This is a genomic window from Nitrosovibrio tenuis, assembly GCF_900109785.1.
Taxonomy (GTDB): domain Bacteria; phylum Pseudomonadota; class Gammaproteobacteria; order Burkholderiales; family Nitrosomonadaceae; genus Nitrosospira; species Nitrosospira tenuis_A.
Genome location: NZ_FOBH01000018.1, coordinates 23,853 through 43,232 on the forward strand (window position 1 = coordinate 23,853; position 19,380 = coordinate 43,232).

Genomic DNA, 19,380 nt, shown 5'->3' on the forward strand with positions numbered 1-19,380 from the left:
GCGAGTCCTCCTAACCCTGTCCTCTTAAGGCAGCGGCAGCGGCCGTATAGATCAGGACAGCCAGCAGAATCACCGCGGCAAATCCCAGATGAATAGCCAGCAATGTAGCGAGGACCGCGCCTATTACCGACGCGAAACCATTGATGGCCCATGCCCAGGGTATTGCATCATCGGCCGTGCTTGCCAGCCGCGCCATGCCGGTGGGGAAGGGTATCCCCATGCACAAAGCCAACGGCGCGATCAGTGCAATGGAAATCGGTATTTTTGCCGCATCCGGTAAATGGATGAGGAACCGGAACAGGTAGGGCAGAAGCGCCAGATAGAGCAGCGAAAAGGCCGCGATCCCGGCTACCGCAAGGATTAAATACCTGCCAGCGTCCGCATTTCCGTGCCATCGGCCGGCGAGCCGGCTTCCCGCAGCGGCAAACACCAGAAACGCGCACAGCACAACGGCAATGGCATATAAGGGATGCGCCAGAAACAGCACGAATTTCTGAATGAAGGCGATTTCCATGAACATGAAAGCCAAGCCGATGGCAAGAAAATAGAAAGCCATTCTGCCAGGAGGAAGGCTGCGCCGGGCACGCGATACCGCAAGCGGGGCCAGGATCAGAAGAATGCTGGCGATAAACGCCTGCACCAGCGTCGCCGCCAGCAGCGGATAACTCCAATCGAGAAGCGGCATGCCTCCCTGCTTACGCAACGCAAATAATTCCGCGGCCGCGCTCCATTTAAAGAAGCGAAAAAAATAGGGCCGGTTGTCCGTTGCAGGCTCGATATAGAATTTATACCGGTCGATAAAGGACTGGCGCTGGGTGCTGAGCAATGCCGTTGCTCCTTCAAAGAAGTACGGTTTATCCAGCAGGTTGTAATGGTTGGCCTCATCCGCGCGCATGCCTGGATAATATGCCACGTCGAACGAGCGCTCGCGGCTGAACTGCTTGATCGCATCGATTTCCGGCCCCGTGAAGTCGCCATTCTTCACGAGAAGTGTCACGGTCTTCCAGCCCCGTATCATTACCAGCCGCGCAGCCGGATTGGCTATGCCTTCGCGCTCCAAAGCAACCGCTGCGGTAGCGAACAGCTTCAGCGTATCGCGGGGCGGCAGGGAGAGCCAGCGCGTAATGGCCAGCACGCCGCCTGGCGTAAGGCGGCTCAGGTAGGTCTGGAGCGCCTCCACGGTATACAGATAGCTCTCGCTCAGCCCATATAGTCCTGCCGAGGCGATCCCGAACGAATCCAACAGTGCAACCTGAATCAGATCAAAGCGCTTATGAGTTGCATTGACGAAGCCGCGCGCTTCCGCCTCGTGCACATGCACATCCGGCCGAATATAAAGATCGCCGGCAAATTCATGGAAGCGTTTCTTGACCAGATCGATGATGTTGCGGTCAAGCTCTACCGCATCGACCTCTCCCGCCCCCCGATAAAGCGCCTGCAATACATCGCTGCCGGCGCCCGCGCCCAGTACCAGGACGTGCGGCCCCGCATGCCGCCGTACATGCGGCTCTGCGTGCGGCGTTTCCAGCACATGATAAGGCAACGCCGAGGTTAGCTGATCGAGGTAATCCAGCGGCGCAAGCTCTCCATCGAATCGCGTCAGTACCGATGGGCCATCACCGTCGACAAAAATCGCCAACTGGGGTGCTGGTTCGTCGGTGGAATTGAGGCTCATCCCTGGCGCATGGCGAAAGGGAATACGGGTGTTCTCGACGACTGTGATCTGACCCAGCGGGCTGGAACGCTCCGCGACTACGTGCGCCCCGGCAACATGCAGGGTTTGGCTCAGATCCTTGTAGGGAGAGGGCCTTACTTCCAGCCAGTTACCGGATGGCACCACAGCCACGAGCAAAGCCAGGCCGATAAATGCCTTCATCAGCGATCTTTGCTTCATCTGCAGCTCGATTACGGCAATTGCGGCGGCCAGCAAGGCTAATGCCGTCAGCATGATCAGAAACCTCTCGGGCGGAAGGAGAAACAGCACACCGATAACGCCCAGGCTGCCCGCCCCTGCGCCAAGCATGTCATAGGCATAGATGCGGCCCGCTTCGCGGCCGAAGCGCCACCAGACCAGCCCGATGCTCAGCCCGCCGCAAAAGAAAGGCAACATCATCAGCAAATAAATCGCAAGCAATTTGGCTGGCTGGGTTGTGTCCCACAGCAATTCGAGCGGATTGTAGGGAACCTGCTGCGCCAGCAGAAACGCCGCAGGCATCAAAAACGCCATCGCTGCGGCAGCAGTGAGGTACACTGCGCCAAAATGCGGAGCGATTTTTTCTTTCAGCAATGCAAGCGCCGTGCCGCTTGCTCCATATCCGAGCATTGCGGCGCTGATAATCATGTAAGCAAAGTGATGCCACAGCACCATGCTGAACAGGCGCGTCAGCACCACCTCATACGCCAGCATGCAGGCGGACAGCAAGGAGATCGCGATAAGCGGCGGGCGCGACATCGGCATCTTTGAATTCATCCTTGGGGCGCGGGCCGCACCTGTTGAGATTCGTTAATGCCCACCCGTAAGCGGAACGAAGGCGACCGGTACGATCTGTCGAGTCGTCACCGATCCGTCCGCCCGTTTCTCCACCAGCATCAAATACTGTGTCACGAATTGCATACCCAGCGGGATCACCATGCGTCCGCCCGGTTTTAGCTGTTTGAGCAGAGGGGGTGGTATTTGGCTTGCCGCAGCGGTAACGACAATGGCGTCGAACGGAGCTGCTTCCGGCCAGCCATAATAACCATCGCCCATTTTCACGGTGACGTTGCCATAGCCAAGGGACTTTAATCGCTCGGCAGCCTGTTTTTCCAGGGGCTCGATGACTTCGATGCTGTAGACCGATTTGGCTATTTCCGCCAGGACGGCCGCTTGATAACCTGAACCTGTGCCGATCTCAAGCACCTTGTCACCATTCTTGACGTTCAGCAATTCGGTCATCACTGCGACGACCACAGGCTGCGAAATGGTTTGCCCGTGGCCAATGGGGAGGGGGTGGTTGAGATAGGCAAAGGGAACCAGCCAGGCGGGCACAAAGCGATGGCGCTCGACCTTTTCCATCGCGGCAATAACGCGGGGACTCAGGGGGAAGCCGTCGTCGCGTGCCGAGGCGGCAACCTCCTCCACCAATTTGTGGCGCAATTCACCGAACTCCGCGCCTTGTGATGAAACGGCGGAGCAGAAATAGATCAGCACACCTAAAGCGGAAGGGCATTTCATAACCTCATTAAAGCAAATCCCCGGCAGGTTGCTGGCCTGGATACTGCTTGCCCTTCCGTTTACTGCCCGTTCGCCTGGTGTCCGTGCGTGCGCTTATGCTTTGTTTACCGCTTCACGTATCAGGTGGGCTTGGGCCTATAAGCAACCTCGTACTACCGTGGCGAGACCAACGCGGCCCGGTTACGGCATTAGAGCCGCGGGGCCGTCAACACAAGCACAGCCCCATCAATACGTGGCCATCGCCCAGTCGTGGACATACCTGTTACGGCCGGCGCACAAAACCCGAGCTGACCAGGAGTCTTAACGGGGCGGGGGTGGCGGTGGAGTCCCTGGAGGAGGTGGTGGCGGAGCCCCCGGAGGAGGTGGCGGAACGCCTTGAGGCATTGATCTTGAGGGACTTCCCTGCGTAGACGGGTAAGGAGTGGCCGGACTGTACTGGACCTGTCCGGATACCGGCACACGATGACCTTTGGCATACATGCATTGAGTGTAGGCCATGTCATAGCGTTGCTGGCTGATAGATCCTGAGGCTCTGGCGGTATTTGCTCCTGCCAGGCCGCCCGCCAGCATGCCGGTGCCAGCGCCGATCGCGGCGCCGCGTCCGCCTCCTAAAGCCGCGCCTGCCGCTGCCCCAAGCCCGGCACCGACGGCGGCGCTCCCTACTCCACTGGCAATAGAGGCTCGGCGAGGTGTTCCGCCAGCCTGTTCGTAAGCAAACTGCCGACAGACATAATCATCATAACGAAACTCGTCAAAACTTCTGCCATTGCCTGGCAAGGCCATCATACTGGGGCCGGTCGGAATGCTTACACATCCGGCCAGGAAACATACTGCCAATAGCGGAAATAATTTAAGTAGTCTTTCTTGCATAATCTTTTTGGCTTATTGACTTGGCTGGGGCGCGACTTGCAGCCAGCCGCCGGGGCAACTTTTGACGTAAGGATAATATCCCTCAGGCTTACGGCAATAGTGCCAGTAGTTGACTGCTGGAGCCGGGGCTGAGGCCGCTGGCGGGGCCTGCATGACCTGCGGTTGCTGCTGGATGATAACCGGCGCAGAAGGAACTGCCACGACCGGCGGATAAGCGGGCGCGTACCCATATCCGTAAGGCGCATATCCATAGCCATAAGCAGGCGGGCCGTAACCATAGGCAGGCGGATACCCATAGTAGGGAGGGTAGTAGGGGAACCTACCATAATACCCGAGGCCATAACCTCCCAATAATCCCAACCCCAGCCCTAGCGCCAGACCTCCACCATGATGATGACCGCCCCCCGCCCATGCCGAATTCAGGGGAACCGATCCCAGCAGCGTAAGTATGACGCATATCAATCCGGCTTTTCTCATGCCAATCTCCACTTCGCAGTTTTGGGTGATCTGAGGTTGATCTCGATTGCCATTTGAAGTTGATTTCAATTGCCATTTGACATTCGATTATGAAGCACTTATCCAAATCGTCAGAAAATATTTTGCGCCGTATCAATATAACGCGTGACCGACACATCGGTTGTCATTGGCTGAGTGCATTCGCTGAGCGGTTGGCGATAATTTTACGCACGGAATCTGTCAAGCTTAACTGTCACATTTAACTGTCACCGTTTAATTGAGTCTTCGACTTGATCTTGCGCAGCGTATTGGCCGCCGACATGTCTACGCACCCATCCTCGGCATTCGTAAACGGCATTCAAGCGGCACTCACGATTGCAGACCACACGCCTGGCCAAGCAACCGGTTAAGAGAATGTAAAACCGGTAAAGATCAAGCTCAAAAATATTATTGCGTTCGCAGTAACTGTACGACAACCGATTCCGGCGCTGATGCGTTATGTCAGCAAAGGCTGCAATAAAGGATTCCTGGTTTTGATCAGCTCTTCCTGCAACTAAACATTGCCATAACCACGAGTTGGAGATTGAAATGAGAAAAGCAAAATTGATGTGCGTGACGCTTATGCTGCTGGGATCGGTTCCCCTGAATTCTGCATGGGCAAGGGGCGGCCATCATCACCATGGACATCATCACCACGGACATCATCACCATGGAGGAGGTTATGGCGGATATGGACTGGGGTTGGGATTAGGCATGGGATTGCTGGGATATGGCCTGGGCAGTTATTTCGGCGGGAGGACAGCCTACTATGGATACTCATCCGCAGGCTACGCACCCGGCTATGGGTATGGGGTTGGCTACGGGTATGCGCCTGGCTATGGGTATGCGCCTGGCTATGCGCCCGGATATGCGCCTGTGGTGGCGGCCCCCGCTGCGCCGCCTGTGTATATTCAACGGCAAGAGGTCGTGCAAGTCCAGCCTCAGGCCCAGGCGTCGAACTACTGGCACTATTGCCGCAACCCGGAAGGATATTATCCTTACGTCAAAAGTTGCCCCGGCGGCTGGCTGCAAGTAGCGCCCCAGCCCAGCCAGTAGCAATAGGTGATGCGATAATGGAGAGATGCGCAAGCGTAGCGGGGCGGGGAATGTCCCAGCGTTTCAAGCCCAAGTTCCTTGAGCGTGGATGTATGTTGGTCCAATGGTGCTGGACCTCAAAATCTGCAAGATGGTCCGTGCCCAATTGACCCCAGCGATAGAGAAATCTGCAGGCTGGGGTATAGCAACTTAATATGGCAGTTTTTAATAACATAATAATTGGAAAGGAGATGCACATGTATAGGAGGAGCGTTATCATCTTATTGGCAGGCATTGCGTTCGGGTGCTATGGCAGCGTGACCGTGGCGCGCGGGGGCGGCGGACAGCCTGATGGCACGAGTCCCGGCGGGGCGGGTCAGCTAGGAAATCCTAGCGGGATGGTATCCGGGCACATGAGTGAGCAAGGAAGCGATAATACGAATGCCCAGTGGGCTAGCGGCGCAACAAAGGCCCAGAATCGTTCCGATGTCAGGAGTGACCACAACCAGGGACGCCAGGACCAGGGAAAAGATATGGGTCACGGTCATGGTCACGAAAAACATAAGGCCAAAGGCGGATCGAGTGGCGGTTCATACTGACTCGCTCGTTAGTCGTTAATAAATGGGATCGGTTGAAAATAGAGTCATGTTTTAGAAGTAGAGGGAGAGGCAATGTCAAACGAATCGGTTAACTATTGGAAGTTCGCAACAATTGGAATACTGCTGGTCGGAGCGACTGTTGCCGCCACGTTGCTCGTAGTAGGACGGGACTCCAAGATTGGTTCACCAGATGGGCAAACAGCCCAGGTCGGCCAGCAAGCGCCCGCAGCAGAGGAGAAGGGCGCTGCGGCGCCGCCAGCTGAGAAAGCCGCACCGGCTCAATCTCAACGGAATAGCCGCGGAGCCCAGTCTAACAGGAGCACTTCGGGCGCCGTGCCTCCTCCGCCGCCCTATCCGCCGCAAGGCGCACATCCTCCTCACCCAGCGTATCCTCCACAGTCCGTCATGGACGCATGCAACAGATACGCCAATGAGCGAGTAAACAGCAAAACCGAGGAAGTGCTCAAGAATGCCGCGCTGGGCGCCGCTATTGGTGCAGCGGTGGGCGCAGCAGGTGGCGCCATCGCAGGGGGTGGGAGCGGCGCGGGCAAGGGCGCCGCCATAGGTGGCGTGACCGGCGCGGCGGGCGGAAGTCTTTACGGACTTAACGAAACCAAATCGCATGATGCGCAATACCAAGGAGCTTATGCTTCCTGCATGCGCTCGAAGGGCTTCTAGGCTTTATGGGGTTACCAAGCTGCCTATACCTGGCCGATACCTTGCCTATACCTTATCTATATTTATAATTCGAGGGTCTGAGCACGCCCCGCTCCATTTCATAGATGAACACTACCGCCTAGGTTAACACTACCGTTTTCCCGTGAACCTCATAAAACGCTGATGGACTCCCGCCATCAGTGGCCGTCCGGCCGGGTTCACGGCGGCGGTTTCTTCCAAATTACCGAACCTGGGCAAACCGGTTTTTCACTCCCTCCCATTCTGCACAGAATCCGCTATCCTGGAGCCGAAGCTAATTCGGGCTCCGAGAATTGCGAAGATTTTCACGATGTCGCAGAGCGCTCATTCAGGTTTGTAACAAATCAGTCAACAACATGAAATTGTATCGTCACAGGTTGTGCATAAAGTAACTGCGAAAGTAACTGCGCTTTGCTCATATTCAACAATGTTCACAACTGGGGAGATTACTTCATGTCACCTGTCACGGAAAAAATTCTCGCTGCCTCTGCGATTATGTTGGTTTTAGGAGCGACCCATACTCAGGCACAGCCGACGGCTCAACTGACGCATATTGCCGCAGCTAATCCAAAGGTCGCCGGCTTTGTGGCCCCGAATATTCTTTCCAAGGAATTAGAGCAGATCGTTTGGGCGAGCGGTGCGATGAAACTCGAAAATCCGACGGTTCTGATCGGTTTCTACGGCTATAACAACGACGGGCCGCTCGTGCCTGTGCCGGGCGCGGTCCAGGTCCCGGGAAGTATTATAGAAGCCAGCAAGACCGAGCCGGATAAAAATACCTATCTGATTTTACATGGACAAACCGGACCGGACAGCAATTACGATTACGGTTCACATTTCCTGTTTCAAGGGCATGAAGGCGGCAAGCAGGGCTATATCACCCGCATTAACCTGGAAGCGGATGGGGCGCACCGCGTGACACTCATGGCGGATAAAGATATCAACGACAAACCGTTGCCGACTTTTGATGGCTCAACCTGGTACCCTTGGGCACAAATCCTCCTGTTCACCGCCGAAGCGGGTAAAAATGGGGGTGTATGGCAAGCCACTGCGAATTATCCCTCAGTAGTGGAAGATATTTCCGGCATCCTCGGACGCGGAGGTTACGAGGGTATTCAAGCCGATTCGGACGGAAATCTCTGGATCGTCGAAGATGTGGGCGGCAAAGCCGGTACTGTAAATAAAAACGCTAAACAGCCCAACAGTTTTATTTACCGTTTTATCCCCAAGAACAAGCACGACTTGAGAGCGGGCGGTAAACTGCAAGCGCTCCAGGTAGCTTCCAAACGTCATGCCGGCCCCATCGTTTTCAACCCGGCTGATCCGGATGGCGATATTCTCTCGCTGGACGTAAAGGATCTGCATTCCTATGGCGTGACATTCGATACCCGGTGGGTCATTATTCATGACACGGATGTGGATGGCTTCGTTCCTTTTGATGCCAATGCCGCAGCCAAGGTAAAAAAAGCCACGCCGTTCAAGCGTCCCGAGAATGGCGTCTTTCGCCCTGGCACAGCGTTCGGTGAGTTTTACTTCACTGAAACCGGTGACACGAACAAAAATACAGAAGCGGGTGCGGATTTTGGAGGATTTGGCGGTATATTCAAAATTTCTCAGAAGGAGCCATCCGCCGACTCCGGGCGCCTCGCGATTTTCTATAAATCTGATGTTGCGCATACTGGCTTCGACAACATAGCCTTCTGGAGCAAAAACAAACTGGTTGTGGTCGAGGACGCTGGTGACAGCTTGCATACGCAACGAAACGCGTTGGACTCGGGTTATCTTTTTGATATCAACACCGACTATGCGAAACAGGTTAATCAGCCGATTCGCATACTGGCGCAAGGGCGCGATCCCTCGGCCACCATCGACTCACCCTTGACTGACGGTCGTCCCGCCAATGGGTTCCAGAATGATGGGGACAACGAAATCACTGGAGTTCATATCTCCGACGGCGACCCAACGGTTCATGGCATCCTGGGCGCAAAAAATCCACGCCCGTTCCGGGACGGTTGGCGGGTGTTTTATACGCAACAGCATGGCGATAACGTAACGTATGAGATTATCCCGGCCAAGCAGTTGCATGCATCCAATCGCCACGAATGGAACGACCAGGATGCCGACTAAAGAAGGGGATTTGTAACGCTCTCTTGGGGATAACGGTATTGCGTTATCGGCTATGGCGGTGGAAGGAGAGATGGATTCATTCCGTATCACTCCATCACCGCCGGCAACTGCGCCGCAAGCGTGTTTCTTTCTTTGGTCGACGCGCCGAGAAGGGCATAACCCAGCAGTTTGCCGTCCATACTTTTAAACAGGGCCTTGACTCCATTTTCGTCTTCCTCGACCAGCCATTCGCCTTGCGCAGTGGTGTCGGGCGGCGACACGACGGTGGGGCAGGCAGGTGTCTTGACCAGCACAGGCATGGCAGGGTACCTTATCGGGGTTGGAGTCTGGGCCAGCGTGGCCGCCAGGCCGCGCGCAGCATGCATGATAGGCATGACGAATGGCAATACCCTGCCCTCCACCTCAGCGCAATCACCGAGTGCGTAAATGTCGGGATGGTGGGTTTGCAGTGAGCGGTTTACCACTATGCCACGATTTACCGCAATACCGGCTGCCTGCGCCATTGCAGTGCGGGGCCGTAGCCCGACGGCTGAGAGTACGACATCTGTCTGTATAATTTCGCCGTTGGCAAGAGTCAGGCGAACGCTTTCATGAATCCGCTCGACGCGTTGGGTAGCGGCGCCCAGGTGGAAGGTCACGCCGGCCGCTTCCAGTCTGCGCTGCAGAAAGGCGCCGCCGGGCTGGGGCAGAAGCCTCCCAAGAGGCTGCGGGCTGATATCGATGATGCTTACCCGGTAGCCCGCCACAGCGAGATCATTCGCAAATTCGCATCCGATCAGGCCGGCGCCCAGGATGGTAACATGCTTTTTTCCTTCCAACGTGTCACGCAAGCGCTGGTAATCATCGAGATCATTCACTGACAGGATATCTTCCACGTCTTCGCCTTCCAATGGCAGCCGGATCGGGTCGGCACCTATTGCCAGGACGAGCTGGCTGTATGACAGGTTTTCCCCGTTTTCCAACTTCACCGTCTTACTGGACGGGTCTATGGCAGTTACCCGGCTACGAGAGCGGACCACCATCTTGAGCTGCTCGGCCATTTTCTCAGCGCTGGAAGTCACGATGGACGCCGGGGTTTTCCCCGTGGCCAGCGCATTTGACAGCGTGGGCTTGGAATAGAAACCGCCGTGATCCGCGGAGATGATCAGGATGGGTGTCTCGGCATCCAGCTTGCGAAATTCCCGGGCCACGGTATAGCCTGCGAGGCCGCTGCCGATAATGACGATAGGCTGCTGGCTCATGCCCGGGCTCCCGCTATTTCCGATTCGACGTTTGAGCCGCCTATATCCCCTTTGTCCCCGGTGCCTACTCCTTGGGTTTTATCGTAAACAAGTTTATTCACGTGAAATGTTTTCCCATTGAAATCCGATCATTCCGGTTTCCTTCAGATCCAGTCAAGCTGTAAATTATCGCGTGTGAATCAAATACTCCTGAAAGCGGCAGAGCTTGCGAAACCTAGCTGTATTAGTCAGCGCGGCGGCGGCAAAGTTTACAGTAAAGCTTCCATGCATGCGAAAATCAGGAAATCTCGGCGGAAACCGGTGAATCGGTGGCAGCTTCGATTCCCGGAATTGCCAGAAGCTGCGCGACGGCGCGATCCAAATTTATGGGCATACTATGGCGAAAATTGGTTTCATTGGACTGGGCATTATGGGGAACCCAATGGCCGGGCATCTTATCAAAGGCGGGCATACATTATTTCTTTATTCCCGCCGCGGCGTGCCCGATGGATTGCTCAGTCAGGGAGCAACGGCCTGTTCTTCACCCAGCCAGGTGGCCCGCAGCGCGGACCTTATCGTTACCATGCTTCCTGATACCAAGGATGTGGAACAGGTACTGTTCGGGGAGAACGGGGTCGCACAGGGCCTTGAGGACGCGGGCGTGGGAGCCGGTCTGTCGGACCGTAAAATCGTAATGGACATGAGTTCGATTTCGCCCATCGAAACCAGAATGTTTGCCGCCAGAATCGCGCATTTCGGGTGTGACTATGTAGATGCGCCCGTGTCCGGCGGCGATATCGGTGCAAGGAACGCGACCCTTACCATCATGGTGGGCGCATCAGAAACGGTATTTGAGAAAGTAAAGCCTTTTCTCGAACTAATGGGGAAAACCATCACGCTGGTAGGCGCCAATGGCGCTGGACAGATTTGCAAGATCGCCAACCAGATTATCGTCGCGCTGACCATTGAAGCGGTGGGGGAGGGATTGCTGTTCGCATCCAAGGCTGGAGCAGATCCTCTCAAGGTACGCGAAGCCTTGCTGGGCGGTTTCGCTGCCTCGCGCGTGCTGGAGGTTCATGGCGAGCGCATGATCAGGCATGCATTCGAGCCTGGGTTTCGCGTTGAATTGCATCAGAAGGATCTGAACCTTGCTCTTTCCAATGCACGCGCATTGGGCATAAGTTTGCCCACTACCGCAGTGGTTCAGGAATTGTTCAACGCATGTGTCGCCCATGGCGGTGCCAAATCGGATAGTTCGGCAGTGGTACAGGTATTGGAAAAGTTGGCGAACCATCAAATTCAGCATAGCGATCAGGCGTGAGGCCATGAATTCTTTCGAGCTCGCCGCCAGGCTGCGCACTGTCCTGCCATCCAACTCGGTACTTCATGATACCGAGGACTTGAAACCGTATGAGTGCGATGGTTTGTCGGCATACCGACAACTGCCAATGATCGTAGCGCTGCCCCAAACCGAAGAGGAAGTTGTCGAGGTATTGCGGATTTGCCATGCGTCGAAAACCCCGGTGGTTGCGCGCGGCGCGGGCACCGGCCTGTCTGGCGGTGCGCTGCCTCACCCGAAAGGGGTCCTGCTATCGCTCGCCAAGCTGAAACGCATACTGAAAATTGACCCATTCGCACGCACCGCCCAGGTCCAGCCAGGGGTGCGCAATCTGGCCATTAGCGAGGCGGCGGCGCCTTATGGTCTGTATTATGCCCCCGATCCTTCCTCGCAAATTGCCTGTTCCATTGGCGGAAATGTGGCGGAAAATTCCGGGGGCGTGCACTGCCTGAAGTATGGGCTCACCGTGCACAATATCCTCAAGCTGCGCGTCATAACAATAGACGGCGAAATTCTTGAAGTTGGGGGTGAGGGACTGGATGCGCCAGGCTATGACCTGCTCGCACTCATGACGGGTAGCGAAGGCATGCTGGGTGTTGTGACCGAGGTGACTGTAAAGCTCACGCCCAGGCCGGAAAAGGCTCAGGTTGTCATGGCGGCCTTTAACGATATCCGCAAGGCGGGCAACGCGGTGGCGAATGTCATCGCTGCCGGCATCATCCCGGCCGGGATGGAAATGATGGACAAGATCACCACCCAAGCCGTCGAAGAGTACGTTCATGCGGGCTACAACCTTGACGCAGCCGCCATCCTGTTATGTGAGTCCGACGGCACGACGGAAGAAGTGGCGGAAGAGATCGAGCGCATCGGTGCGATCATGAACCGGAGCGGTGCGACCGAGATTAAAGCGTCGCGCGACGAAGCGGAGCGGTTGCGATTCTGGGCAGGGCGCAAGGCGGCATTTCCCGCGGCGGGCCGCGTGTCACCGGATTATTACTGCATGGACGGTACCATCCCCCGCAAGAGGCTTGCGGACGTGTTGTCCGGTATCGAAGCGCTTTCCAGTAAATATGGTCTACGATGCATGAATGTTTTTCATGCCGGTGACGGGAATTTGCACCCCCTGATTCTGTATGATGCCAACCGGCCTGGAGAACTCGCACTGGCCGAGGAATTTGGCGCCCAGATACTACAGATGTGCATAAAGGCCGGAGGCACGATCACCGGCGAGCATGGGGTAGGCATCGAGAAAATCGATCAGATGTGTTCGCAATTCGAAGCGTCAGAACTTGAAATATTTCACGCGATAAAAGCTGCCTTCGACCCCGAAGAATTGCTGAATCCGGGAAAAGCAGTACCCGCGTTGCGCCGTTGCGCCGAGCATGGCGCCATGCATGTGCATCGGGGTGAGGAAAAATTCCCCGAACTGCCGAGATTTTGAAACCCCTTTTTTAGAGCCCGGTAATAATACTATCCTTCCTGGCAACCAAGCTCATGCAATACCTTATTGACCAATTTGCCGACGCGATCCGCATGGCTGCCGGACGTAATGCGGCGTTACACATACGCGGCGGAGGTACTAAGGATTTTTACGGCAATCGCATGATCAAATGTGGCAAACCTGCCAGCGTCACACATGGTAGTCATGATGAATCAGAGGTAAATATTCTCGATGTGGCATCATACGCGGGTGTGGTGGATTACGAGCCGACAGAACTTGTGATCACCGCTTGCAGTGGCACGCGCCTTGCCGATCTTGAAGCCGAGTTGTTCAAGCATGGCCAGATGCTTGCTTTCGAACCGCCGCGCTTCGGTTCGGGCGCTACGCTCGGCGGCTGTATCGCCACGGGTTTATCCGGCCCACGCCGCGCATCGGCCGGTGCTGCGCGGGATTTCGTGCTGGGTGTTCGCATGCTCGATGGGAAGGGGGATGACTTGAGTTTTGGCGGGCAGGTCATGAAAAACGTAGCAGGCTATGATGTATCGCGGCTGATGACCGGTTCAATGGGGACACTCGGCGTATTGCTGGAGGTTTCGCTCAAAGTGCTGCCCACACCGGCGACGGAGCTTACCCTACGCTTCCGAATGCGCGAGGCTGAAGCGATCGAGGCCATGAATAAGTGGGCAGGCAAGCCGCTGCCCATTTCGGCCACCTGCTTCTGCGATGGGGAACTGACCGTAAGGCTGTCCGGTGCACAACCCGCCGTACGTGCGGCTCACGCCAGATTGGGCGGTGACGAAATTACCGGGGGCGGCGCTTTCTGGGAGTCCATACGGGAACAGACACATCTTTTTTTTCAAGGAGAAAAGGGGGGCAGGGAAGACAAGGGACACAACGGGGATAAAGGCGACAAGGGCGACAAGGAGACGAAGGGAAACACGCCGAACAAGGACCTGTGGCGCTTGTCGATAAAATCGACCACCTCTCCGCTGGTATTGCCGGGAAAACAATTGATCGAGTGGGGCGGAGCATTGCGCTGGCTGATAATCGACGCCGCAGATACCGATGCGGAAGCGGTGCGTAGCGCTGTACGTCAGGCGGCGAGCGATGCGGGCGGCCACGCCATGCTATTCAGAAGCGATGGACCGCGCACTGATGTATTTCACCCGCTCGCTCCCGCCATGATGAAAATTAGCCGGCATCTGAAGGAAAAATTCGACCCGAAGGGTATATTCAATCCCGGCCGGATGTATCCGCAAATATAAAAAATGCAAACCAACCTCGCATAAAAAATGCAAACCAACCTCGCCGATTTCATAAAGGACACCCCCGAAGGGCAGGAGGCGGAGGAAATACTCCGCACCTGCGTTCATTGCGGTTTTTGCCTTGCCGCTTGCCCGACCTATCAGTTGCTGGGCGATGAACTGGATAGCCCGCGCGGGCGTATCTACCTCATGAAGCAGGTTATGGAAGGGGCGCCGGTCACGGAAAAGACACAACTGCATCTCGATCGTTGCCTGACTTGCCGTGCCTGTGAGACGGTTTGTCCATCCGGCGTGCGTTATGGGCGGCTGGTGGATATCGGCCGGAGCATCGTCGAAAAGAAGGTCGGACGCAATCTGGGCGCCGGTACCATGCGCTACGCACTCCGCCGGGTCTTGCCCAATTCAGGCATGTTCAGCTCGTTGCTGAAGTTGGGGCAGGCTGTGCGCCCCTTATTGCCGGGTCATCTTCTCGATTCCATACCCCCTGCACAGACTGCGCAATCGGGTGCGTCTTCCTGGCCTGCGGCGCGTCACGCCCGCAAAATGCTGATACTCGAAGGCTGCGTGCAACCGGGTCTGGCGCCCAATATCAATGCCGCCACAGCGCGCGTGCTCGACAGGCTCGGCATTTCCCTCATCAAAGCCGCCAACGCAGGGTGCTGTGGCGCGGTGTCCTATCACCTCAATGCTCAGCAGGAGGGGCTGGATTACATGCGCCGCAACGTCGATGCCTGGTGGCCGTATATCGCCAGCGGGCCAGGCATTCGCGCTGCACGAGGAACGAAAGGTGCGGAAGCAGCAGAAAACTTCGACAGCGCAGAAGCCATTGTCATAACTGCCAGCGGCTGCGGTGTCACTGTGAAAGACTACGGCCATTTATTGAGGCATGATCCGGTCTATGCGGGCAAGGCGGCGCGCGTCTCCGCAATGGCGAAAGACATCAGCGAGATTGTTGATGCTGAAACCCGAACGCTAATGTCGCTTCTCGACAGGGCTCCCGATAATAGTGGCAAGCGTAGCAACAAGCCGAAGCTGGCTTTTCATTCGCCGTGTACCCTGCAGCACGGGATGAATATTCGCGGCGTTGCCGAGAAGATTCTCATAGCGGCTGGATTCGAACTGACCTATGTTCCCGATGCTCATCTTTGCTGCGGATCGGCTGGGACGTACTCCATTCTCCAGCCGGAGCTGTCGCAACGGTTGCTGGTAAATAAAGTCGCTGCGCTGGAATCGGGCGCTCCGGCGCGTATTGCCACCGCCAATATAGGGTGCCTCATGCACGTGCGCGGCGGGACATCGCTCCCCGTCGATCATTGGATCGAAATACTCGATGAAAAAATTCGGCAGGACGATGAGCAGACCCATGCAGAGCCGGTTCCGGCCAAGGCTCCACTATAAAGCGGCGATCTGGCAAAGCCGTGGGGAAAAGCAGCGATTGCATGTGCCGAAGCTTGCATGTGGGGTGGGCAATTCGCAGACAGGAAAGCTGTCCTTTGTTACGGCCTCGATTGCTAGCTGTGCGGTTAGCGGGAAGATAGCAGAAAGATGCTTTCATGGAGACGGCTCAGGCCGCGTTCCCTGAAGCGCGGGTTTTGCTCCAGCACGTCCAGTTGCGCCAGCAGCCGTATCTCGGCACGTCCACGGTAGAGTGCCTCCACCTCTTCTGTAGAAACCGCAAACGGCGGCCCCGGCATTTCCCGCTGCGGATAGTCGAACGTGATGAGCAGGATTTGCGTGCCCGGCGGCAGGATGCTCAACAGGTGAAATGTATATAGTGCCCGTATGTCCGGGGGAAGCGCGACCAGGGATGCTCGGTCATACACTGCACTCGTTTTTGCCAGGTCATCTTTGCTCAAGTCAAAAAAATCGCCACAAAGGATGCGGATGCCGTCAGCTTTCCAGCGATTGAATGGGTCGAGCTGATCGGATTTTTCGCGTATAAGACGTCGGGTGTAACCGTTTTCCTCAAAAAAAGCACATACCGCGATAGGGCTCAGCTCCACGCCCAGCACGGAATACCCCTGGTTGCGAAGCCATAGCATGTCACGGCTTTTGCCGCACAGGGGAACGAACACTTCGCTGCCGCGAGCGAGATGCAGTTCTTGCCAATATCGGCGCAGATAGGGGTTAATTTCGTTCTGATGAAAACCGATATCCTCCCGCTTCCATCGCTCATTCCAGTAATCTTTCATTTATAATCAATCAGCATTATTCACAAATTCAGGTTAATCGATAACGAATCGATTATATTGGGCTCCTATCAAAGCGGAATCGGCTATCCTGCTTCGATCCCATGATGACGTTAACTTTGATGGATAACATACACGAGCCGAAGCGCGCGCCGACTTAAGGAATAGTTTAAGGTCGTCCTGGTCTATAATCTGCCTTGTTCCCTTTTCATTTATAGTTGCCCACATATATCCATGAGCTTTGCCAGCAAGCCAATGGCGAAGAAGTCGAGTTCCAGCCCTTTGCCGCCCAGGCTCGTCAGATTGCTGCGTGAATCTGCCGGGCTTGCGTTGCTGGGCGTGGTGCTTTATCTGGCGCTGATATTATATGGCTATGACCGCCTTGACCCCGGATGGTCGCATAGCGGGGACGGGCCATTGCAAAACCCCGGCGGAGTCGCGGGCGCCTGGCTGGCGGACCTGCTGCTGTATTTATTCGGCATTTCCGCGTGGTGGTGGGTCCTGCTTTTTCTCTATGTAATGTTCGGGACGTTCCGTCGTATGGAATCCACAGGCGTATTCGATCGCCGGCCACTGTTCGTTTCGGCCGTTGGCTTCCTGTCCTTGCTAATGGCCAGCAGCGGCCTTGAAGCACTGCGGTTTTACACGCTCAAGATGGTATTGCCGCAGGCGCCGGGCGGAGTGCTGGGCCTGGTCATCAGCAAGAATCTATCTGAAGCGCTGGGATTTACCGGCGCAACCCTGGCGCTGTTGATTCTGGCTGCGATCGGTTTCAGCTTATTTACCGGCCTGTCATGGCTGCGCTTTGTCGAAAAACTGGGAGCCATGATCGAAGCGGCGTGCTTATTGATCAGGCGGCGCTGGGAGAATTGGCAGGACCGGCGCGCGGGCGCGATCTCTGCAGTCAGACGCGATGCGTTGGTCGAGGTGGAAAAAAAACGTTTGCACGAGCACCCGCCGTTGCATATCGAACAACCGGCCGCCACTATTCCGAAGTCACCGCGGGTAATCAAGGAGAAACAGGCTCCGCTCTTCATCGATCTTCCCGATTCGCCCCTGCCCCCCCTGCATTTGCTGGATGAACCGGCAAAAAAGGATGTAGAGATCCTATCACCTGACACCCTGGAATTCACCTCCCGGTTGATCGAACGGAAACTGATCGATTTTGGTGTCGAGGTTAAAGTAGTGGCGGCGTACCCCGGCCCGGTCATTACCCGGTATGAGATCGAGCCCGCGGTAGGCGTGAAGGGCAACCAGATTCTCAATCTGGTAAAAGATCTGGCGAGATCGCTATCGGTGGTGAGTATACGCGTGGTCGAAACCATTCCCGGGAAGACCAGTATGGGCCTGGAAATTCCCAATCCCAAGCGGCAGGTGGTGCGGTTGTCGGAAATTCTCAGTTCGCAGGCTTATGCCGATATGGCATCGCCTCTGACGATCGCGCTGGGCAAGGATATCGGCGGCCACCCGGTGGTCGCGGACCTTGCCCGAATGCCTCATGTACTGGTAGCGGGTACCACGGGATCGGGCAAATCGGTCGCAATCAACGCGATGATCCTGAGCCTCATATACAAAGCGACGCCTGAGCAGGTGAGGCTGATTCTGGTGGACCCGAAAATGCTCGAGTTGTCGGTGTACGAGGGCATTCCGCATCTGCTGGCGCCCGTGGTGACCGACATGCGCCAGGCGGCGAGCGCGCTGCGCTGGGGCGTCGCGGAAATGGAACGGCGCTACAAATTGATGTCGGCTTTAGGCGTGCGCAATCTCGGCGGGTACAACCAGAAAATTCGCGAGGCGATCAAAAGTGAAGAGCCGCTCACCAACCCATTCAGCCTGACCCCGGATACACCGGAGCCGCTGGAAGAAATGCCGCTGATCGTGGTAGTCATAGACGAACTGGCGGATTTAATGATGGTGGTAGGCAAGAAAGTTGAAGAATTGATCGCTCGGCTTGCGCAGAAAGCCCGTGCCGCCGGTGTTCACCTGCTGCTGGCGACCCAACGGCCGTCTGTGGATGTGATTACCGGCCTCATCAAGGCGAACATACCCACCCGGGTCGCGTTTCAGGTATCCAGCAAAGTGGACTCGCGCACCATTCTCGATCAGATGGGCGCCGAGGCATTGCTGGGGCAGGGAGACATGCTTTATTTGCCGCCCGGCACGGGTTTCCCGCTGCGTGTGCACGGCGCCTTCGTTGCCGATCAGGAGGTCCATCGCGTGGTCGAGTACCTCAAGGAGCACGGCGAACCGCGTTACGTGGACGGTGTCCTGAATGTCCTGGAAGACGAAAACGGTGCGGGTGAAAACGGCAGCATTCCCGGTATTGCAATGCAGGAAGGCGGGGAAGCCGATCCGCTTTACGACGAAGCAGTCGCCATGGTGCTCAAATCCCGCCGTGCTTCCATCTCACTGGTACAGCGCCATTTGCGTATTGGTTATAACCGCGCTGCACGCCTGATCGAAGAAATGGAACGTGCAGGTCTTGTTTCGGCGATGCAAACGAATGGCAACCGGGAGGTCCTGGTTCCTGCGCGGAACGAATAATCGAGAATACTTCCTGGAAATTGCAGGCGAACTGCCCGTTAATCAATTGCCGGTTTATCTTGTGAGCTGAGAATTCGACTATGAGCGGAAACGATGCGTGGGAACAGGTGGGGATGATGATCGGGCACACGCCATAATCTGGTGCGTCCGGGGACTGAACAACAAACCGCCCGCTTCCCCCAGGGAGCGGGCGGTCGGGGTTTGATGCAGAATTGCCGAAAGCCGCCTCAGCCGCTTAATTCAATCAGGGCACGATGCGGTTGTTGAGGATGACTTTGCTCTGTCCGTTCCAGACTACGTCCGTGAGGTTGGAGTAGCGGGTGATGATCTGGGCAGCAATGCCGCC

The 19,380-nt window shown here is 56.2% G+C and carries 15 protein-coding genes and 1 pseudogene; 9 read left to right on the forward strand and 7 right to left on the reverse strand.

The features are described from left to right. Window positions 1-10 precede the first annotated feature (10 nt). The 4 genes from BMX00_RS13720 to BMX00_RS13735 form a co-directional block, all read right to left on the reverse strand. A complete protein-coding gene (locus BMX00_RS13720) occupies window positions 11-2,458 on the reverse strand; it encodes a spermine/spermidine synthase domain-containing protein (RefSeq protein ID WP_218141561.1) in 2,448 nt (815 codons plus the stop codon). A 45-nt stretch (window positions 2,459-2,503) separates the two neighbouring features. Continuing rightward, window positions 2,504-3,214, reverse strand: coding sequence for a protein-L-isoaspartate(D-aspartate) O-methyltransferase (locus BMX00_RS13725; protein ID WP_090829588.1), 711 nt, complete (start codon window positions 3,212-3,214; stop codon window positions 2,504-2,506). 300 nt (window positions 3,215-3,514) lie between these two features. Then, window positions 3,515-4,084 carry a hypothetical protein gene (locus BMX00_RS13730; RefSeq protein ID WP_090829589.1) on the reverse strand — a complete coding sequence of 190 codons (570 nt, stop codon included), beginning with the start codon at window positions 4,082-4,084 and terminating at the stop codon, window positions 3,515-3,517. A gap of 12 nt (window positions 4,085-4,096) precedes the next feature. Beyond that, window positions 4,097-4,561, reverse strand: a complete 465-nt coding sequence (locus BMX00_RS13735) for a hypothetical protein (RefSeq protein WP_090829590.1) — start codon at window positions 4,559-4,561, stop codon at window positions 4,097-4,099. Between the two features lie 567 nt (window positions 4,562-5,128). Here BMX00_RS13735 and BMX00_RS13740 point away from each other — a divergent pair. The 4 genes from BMX00_RS13740 to BMX00_RS13755 all read left to right on the forward strand — a co-directional run bounded on the left by BMX00_RS13740 (window position 5,129) and on the right by BMX00_RS13755 (window position 9,036). Then, window positions 5,129-5,635 (forward strand): hypothetical protein, encoded by a 507-nt coding sequence (locus tag BMX00_RS13740; RefSeq protein WP_090829591.1) that lies wholly within the window; start codon window positions 5,129-5,131, stop codon window positions 5,633-5,635. A 236-nt stretch (window positions 5,636-5,871) separates the two neighbouring features. Next, on the forward strand, window positions 5,872-6,213 hold the full coding sequence (locus BMX00_RS13745; RefSeq protein WP_143053117.1) for a hypothetical protein: 342 nt from the start codon (window positions 5,872-5,874) through the stop codon (window positions 6,211-6,213). Window positions 6,214-6,285: 72 nt separating this feature from the next. Then, the gene (locus tag BMX00_RS14625; protein ID WP_090829593.1) at window positions 6,286-6,891 is read left to right on the forward strand and encodes a hypothetical protein; all 606 of its coding nucleotides are present in this window, start codon (window positions 6,286-6,288) and stop codon (window positions 6,889-6,891) included. 471 nt (window positions 6,892-7,362) lie between these two features. Beyond that, window positions 7,363-9,036, forward strand: a complete 1,674-nt coding sequence (locus tag BMX00_RS13755) for an alkaline phosphatase PhoX (RefSeq protein ID WP_090829594.1) — start codon at window positions 7,363-7,365, stop codon at window positions 9,034-9,036. A gap of 86 nt (window positions 9,037-9,122) precedes the next feature. Here BMX00_RS13755 and BMX00_RS13760 read toward each other — a convergent pair whose 3' ends face one another. After that, window positions 9,123-10,277: an NAD(P)/FAD-dependent oxidoreductase gene (locus tag BMX00_RS13760; RefSeq protein ID WP_090829595.1), complete on the reverse strand. Its 1,155-nt coding sequence runs from the start codon at window positions 10,275-10,277 to the stop codon at window positions 9,123-9,125. A gap of 376 nt (window positions 10,278-10,653) precedes the next feature. Between BMX00_RS13760 and BMX00_RS13765 the strand changes: the two genes are divergently transcribed. From BMX00_RS13765 to glcF, 4 genes are read left to right on the forward strand one after another with little or no spacing between them, the layout of a single operon-like run. Further along, complete coding sequence (locus BMX00_RS13765; RefSeq protein WP_090829596.1) at window positions 10,654-11,577, forward strand: 2-hydroxy-3-oxopropionate reductase; 924 nt, start codon at window positions 10,654-10,656, stop codon at window positions 11,575-11,577. Between the two features lie 4 nt (window positions 11,578-11,581). Beyond that, on the forward strand, window positions 11,582-13,036 hold the full coding sequence (locus BMX00_RS13770) for an FAD-linked oxidase C-terminal domain-containing protein (RefSeq protein ID WP_090829597.1): 1,455 nt from the start codon (window positions 11,582-11,584) through the stop codon (window positions 13,034-13,036). A gap of 53 nt (window positions 13,037-13,089) precedes the next feature. Continuing rightward, a complete protein-coding gene (glcE, locus tag BMX00_RS13775; RefSeq protein ID WP_090829598.1) occupies window positions 13,090-14,301 on the forward strand; it encodes a glycolate oxidase subunit GlcE in 1,212 nt (403 codons plus the stop codon). Between the two features lie 27 nt (window positions 14,302-14,328). Then, window positions 14,329-15,699, forward strand: a complete 1,371-nt coding sequence (glcF, locus tag BMX00_RS13780; RefSeq protein ID WP_090829599.1) for a glycolate oxidase subunit GlcF — start codon at window positions 14,329-14,331, stop codon at window positions 15,697-15,699. A gap of 125 nt (window positions 15,700-15,824) precedes the next feature. On the opposite strand, the gene BMX00_RS13785 is transcribed toward glcF, so the two are convergent. Further along, entirely contained in the window at window positions 15,825-16,493 is a 669-nt protein-coding gene (locus BMX00_RS13785; protein ID WP_090829600.1) for a thiopurine S-methyltransferase, read from the reverse strand. 231 nt (window positions 16,494-16,724) lie between these two features. On the opposite strand from BMX00_RS13785, the gene BMX00_RS13790 reads away from it, so the two are divergent. Continuing rightward, on the forward strand, window positions 16,725-19,034 hold the full coding sequence (locus tag BMX00_RS13790) for a DNA translocase FtsK (RefSeq protein ID WP_090829601.1): 2,310 nt from the start codon (window positions 16,725-16,727) through the stop codon (window positions 19,032-19,034). A gap of 244 nt (window positions 19,035-19,278) precedes the next feature. On the opposite strand, the pseudogene BMX00_RS15050 reads toward BMX00_RS13790, so the two are convergent. Next, window positions 19,279-19,380, reverse strand: a pseudogene (locus tag BMX00_RS15050) (methane monooxygenase/ammonia monooxygenase subunit C); the annotation flags it as partial.

Coding starts and splice junctions, on each gene's coding strand:
- BMX00_RS14625 (WP_090829593.1), top strand. CDS start 6,286: ATGTCAAACGAATCGGTTAACTATTGGAAGTTCGCAACAATTGGAATA.
- BMX00_RS13720 (WP_218141561.1), bottom strand. CDS start 2,458: ATGCCGATGTCGCGCCCGCCGCTTATCGCGATCTCCTTGCTGTCCGCC.
- glcE (WP_090829598.1), top strand. CDS start 13,090: ATGCAATACCTTATTGACCAATTTGCCGACGCGATCCGCATGGCTGCC.
- BMX00_RS13770 (WP_090829597.1), top strand. CDS start 11,582: ATGAATTCTTTCGAGCTCGCCGCCAGGCTGCGCACTGTCCTGCCATCC.
- BMX00_RS13765 (WP_090829596.1), top strand. CDS start 10,654: ATGGCGAAAATTGGTTTCATTGGACTGGGCATTATGGGGAACCCAATG.
- BMX00_RS13730 (WP_090829589.1), bottom strand. CDS start 4,084: ATGCAAGAAAGACTACTTAAATTATTTCCGCTATTGGCAGTATGTTTC.
- BMX00_RS13735 (WP_090829590.1), bottom strand. CDS start 4,561: ATGAGAAAAGCCGGATTGATATGCGTCATACTTACGCTGCTGGGATCG.
- BMX00_RS13785 (WP_090829600.1), bottom strand. CDS start 16,493: ATGAAAGATTACTGGAATGAGCGATGGAAGCGGGAGGATATCGGTTTT.
- BMX00_RS13760 (WP_090829595.1), bottom strand. CDS start 10,277: ATGAGCCAGCAGCCTATCGTCATTATCGGCAGCGGCCTCGCAGGCTAT.
- glcF (WP_090829599.1), top strand. CDS start 14,329: ATGCAAACCAACCTCGCCGATTTCATAAAGGACACCCCCGAAGGGCAG.
- BMX00_RS13755 (WP_090829594.1), top strand. CDS start 7,363: ATGTCACCTGTCACGGAAAAAATTCTCGCTGCCTCTGCGATTATGTTG.
- BMX00_RS13745 (WP_143053117.1), top strand. CDS start 5,872: ATGTATAGGAGGAGCGTTATCATCTTATTGGCAGGCATTGCGTTCGGG.
- BMX00_RS13790 (WP_090829601.1), top strand. CDS start 16,725: ATGAGCTTTGCCAGCAAGCCAATGGCGAAGAAGTCGAGTTCCAGCCCT.
- BMX00_RS13740 (WP_090829591.1), top strand. CDS start 5,129: ATGAGAAAAGCAAAATTGATGTGCGTGACGCTTATGCTGCTGGGATCG.
- BMX00_RS13725 (WP_090829588.1), bottom strand. CDS start 3,214: ATGAAATGCCCTTCCGCTTTAGGTGTGCTGATCTATTTCTGCTCCGCC.